This window comes from Bacteroidales bacterium (assembly GCA_031275285.1).
In the GTDB taxonomy this organism is placed as follows: Bacteria; Bacteroidota; Bacteroidia; order Bacteroidales; family UBA4181; genus JAIRLS01.
This window is the reverse complement of the sequence record JAISOY010000168.1, coordinates 1-3440: the sequence shown is the minus strand read 5'-3', so window position 1 is coordinate 3440 and position 3440 is coordinate 1. Positions and strand designations below refer to the sequence as shown.

Here is a 3440-nt window from a genome sequence, read left to right as displayed (position 1 = left end):
AAAGCATTATTGGATGCCGACGTTAATTATAAAGTGGCAAAACAGTTTACCGACACGGTGAAAGAAAAAGCGCTGGGACAGAATGTCCTTAAAGCCGTGAAGCCAGGCCAACTGATGGTAAAGATTGTACACGATGAATTGGCACAATTGATGGGAGGGACTGCCGCGGATATTAATCTGAAAACTTCTCCTGCTATTATATTGATGTCGGGATTGCAAGGCTCAGGTAAAACTACGTTCTCCGGGAAATTAGCCCATTTGTTGAAAACAAAAAGAGGAAAGAAACCGCTTTTGGTAGCTTGTGATGTTTATCGTCCGGCAGCTATTGAACAATTACATGTTTTAGGAAAACAAATAGAAGTACCTGTATATTCAGAACCGGAAAACAAGAATCCGATACTTATCGCACAAAATGCCGTAAAGGAAGCCCGGCTCAGAGGATACGACCTGGTAATAGTTGATACCGCCGGCCGGTTGGCAATTGATGAGCAGATGATGAAGGAAATAACATCCATCAAAACAGCGATACAACCTAATGAAATACTTTTCGTAGTAGATGCCATGACAGGGCAGGATGCTGTTAATACAGCCAAGGAATTTAACGATCGTCTGAACTTTGACGGAGTAGTGCTTACCAAGCTCGATGGTGACACGCGGGGGGGAGCTGCTCTTTCTATCCGCACGGTTGTAGATAAGCCTATTAAATTTGTGGGTACCGGCGAGAAAATGGATGCTTTAGACGTGTTTCATCCTGAACGTATGGCCGACCGTATTCTGGGAATGGGAGATATTGTTTCACTTGTGGAACGTGCACAGGAGCAATACGACGAAGAGGAAGCTAAGCGTTTGCAAAAGAAAATAGCCAAAAACCAGTTTGATTTTAACGATTTTATCGCCCAAATTCATCAAATAAAGAAAATGGGTAATCTAAAAGAGTTGGCTTCTATGATACCTGGTGTCGGCAAGATGATGAAAAACATTGATATCGATGAAAACGCTTTTAAGACTATAGAAGCTATCATTTATTCTATGACTCCGGTGGAACGAACGAATCCTGCTATTCTAAATGGTTCGCGTCGCCAACGTATAGCTATTGGTAGTGGAACAAATATCCAGGAGGTGAATAAACTAATTAAACAATTTGACGAAACACGCAAAATGATGCGTGTGCTTACAACCGCAAAGCTGGGAAGTAAAAAAATGCCCTTATCCAAATCTAAAAGATAATTGCTATGCATTTAATTGATGGAAAAGCTGTTGCTGCCCAAATGAAAAAAGAAATTGCAGAAGAAGTCCTGCAGATAAAAGAATCCGGAGGCAAAATTCCGCATTTGGCGGCTGTATTGGTAGGTCACGATGGAGGAAGCGAAACTTATGTGGCAAACAAGGTTCGTACCTGTGAAGAGCTTGGATTCAAATCATCCCTGATTCGCTACGAAGAGGATGTAACGGAAGAAGAATTATTAACCTGTGTCGATCGCTTAAATAGAGATGCAGATATCGACGGTTTCATCGTGCAGCTTCCACTCCCTAAGCATATCTCGGAGCAAAAAATTATCGAAGCTATCGACTATCGGAAAGATGTGGATGGCTTTCATCCTGTTAATGTAGGGCGTATGTCTATCGGTTTGCCTTGTTTTGTGTCGGCTACTCCTGCCGGTATTCTTGAATTGTTGAAGCGATATGAAATAGAAACCAAAGGGAAACATTGTGTCGTATTGGGGCGTAGCAATATAGTTGGTAAGCCGATGGCGATGCTGATGATGCAAAAAAACTATCCGGGAGACTGTACGGTGACGGTGTGTCACAGCCGTTCGGAAAACCTCAAAGAGATGTGCCTCCATGCTGATATCATTATTGTAGCCTTGGGTGTTCCCGAATTTCTGAAAGCAGATATGGTGAAAGAGGGCGCCATAGTTATAGATGTAGGTACTACCCGTATGCCCAGTAGTACTACTAAAAGTGGTTATAAGTTGACAGGCGATGTGAAGTTCGACGAAGTATCTGTCAAATGCTCCTATATTACTCCGGTTCCGGGCGGAGTAGGTCCTGTAACTATCCTTTCCTTGATGCGCAATACTTTACTTGCCGGGAAAAAGAGCATCTATGAGTAAAACAGGATTTTTCTCAATCAAAGGTTTGGAGAATAAAAGGAAATATCTACCTTTGCCCCGACAAAAATTTTTAGTTTGTAAGATGTTGATATGGTGATTGTAGCTCAGCCGGTTAGAGCATTGGATTGTGGTTCCAAGGGTCGTGGGTTCGAATCCCATCATTCACCCGAAAATAGAAGTAGAGAATTTATTCGAAATAAAAAAGAGCACTTGTGAAGGTGCTCTTTTTTTATTCAACCATACGAATGCATACCACTGAGAAAATAGTTTACCCCGAAATAAGTCATTAGCACAGAGAGAAAGGCAATTACTGATGTTAAATTGAAGAGCCAGGCTTTATCCCATTTTTTCACTAATCGCAGATGCAGGCAAATGGCGTATACCACCACAGTTATTAATGCCCAGGTTTCTTTCGGATCCCACCCCCAGTACCGTCCCCAGGATTCGTTTGCCCAGACAGCGCCGAGGAAAGTGCCCGTTGTCATCAATGTCAATCCTATCCATAACGACATTTCGTTTATGACAGTTAATTCCCGGATACGATCTGCCGGCACAGGGCGATTCTTTCCACGGATGGATTGCATGATTAAATTGGTTATTCCCATTAGACAACTGAGGCCGAAGAATCCGTAAGCTGCCACGATGATCGCAACGTGAAACATCAACCAGGGAGATTTAAGTACCGGAACCAACAAATTTATCTGTGGATCCATCCAGTTAAGCCCGGACACAAAGAGTATAACTCCTCCGAACAAAGTTGCCAGTGCAAAGGTTATCGTGCTGCGGCGAACAAATAACAATCCCGCAAATACGGATGCCCACGCAACATACACCATCGTTTCATACGAATTACTCCAGGGCGCATATCCACCTATGAACCATCTCATACCCATTCCTGCTATGTGGGAAAGAAAACCAATCGATACCCCTGTTGCCAATACCCTAATTAACCATTTCGTCCATTTCCGTTGCTTGAAGAGAGAGATGACAGCCAATATCAGCAGTGTACCACCCAAGATCAGGTAAACCATCCTGCAGAAGCGGAAAATATTCATTTTATTGTACGTCAATTCTGTTTCTATCTTTCTCGCATCTATATTGAAAGTTTTGTTTTTAGTCTGGTAGGTGGCAATCATGTCCAGCGTTTCGTTTGCTTTCTGCCAATTCCCTTCTTGTATCCCGGATTGTATATCATTTAGATAGGTAAGGAAGATATCGGATATAAATGTGGAGTCTGCAGGGGGGAATGAAGCCAGGTCGTCACCCGGTGCATACCACGTATGATTTGAGTCGTCTTTCCGGGGGAAAATATTCAGTCTTTGATGG

General features: G+C 42.8%; 2 protein-coding genes, 1 tRNA gene and 1 pseudogene. 3 read left to right on the top strand and 1 reads right to left on the bottom strand.

The window, feature by feature from the left end; genetic code table 11:
* From ffh to LBQ60_16735, 3 genes are all read left to right on the top strand, one after another.
* A partial coding sequence (ffh, locus tag LBQ60_16745) for a signal recognition particle protein (GenBank protein ID MDR2039570.1) occupies window positions 1-1227 on the top strand: 1227 nt, incomplete at its 5' end.
* A gap of 5 nt (window positions 1228-1232) precedes the next feature.
* Window positions 1233-2114, top strand: coding sequence for a bifunctional methylenetetrahydrofolate dehydrogenase/methenyltetrahydrofolate cyclohydrolase FolD (folD, locus tag LBQ60_16740; protein ID MDR2039569.1), 882 nt, complete (start codon window positions 1233-1235; stop codon window positions 2112-2114).
* A 92-nt stretch (window positions 2115-2206) separates the two neighbouring features.
* Window positions 2207-2282 (top strand) — tRNA-His (locus tag LBQ60_16735).
* Here LBQ60_16735 and ccsA read toward each other — a convergent pair.
* Window positions 2273-3440 (bottom strand): annotated as a pseudogene (ccsA, locus tag LBQ60_16730) (cytochrome c biogenesis protein CcsA). The gene LBQ60_16735 and the pseudogene ccsA sit on opposite strands and share 10 nt — an antisense overlap.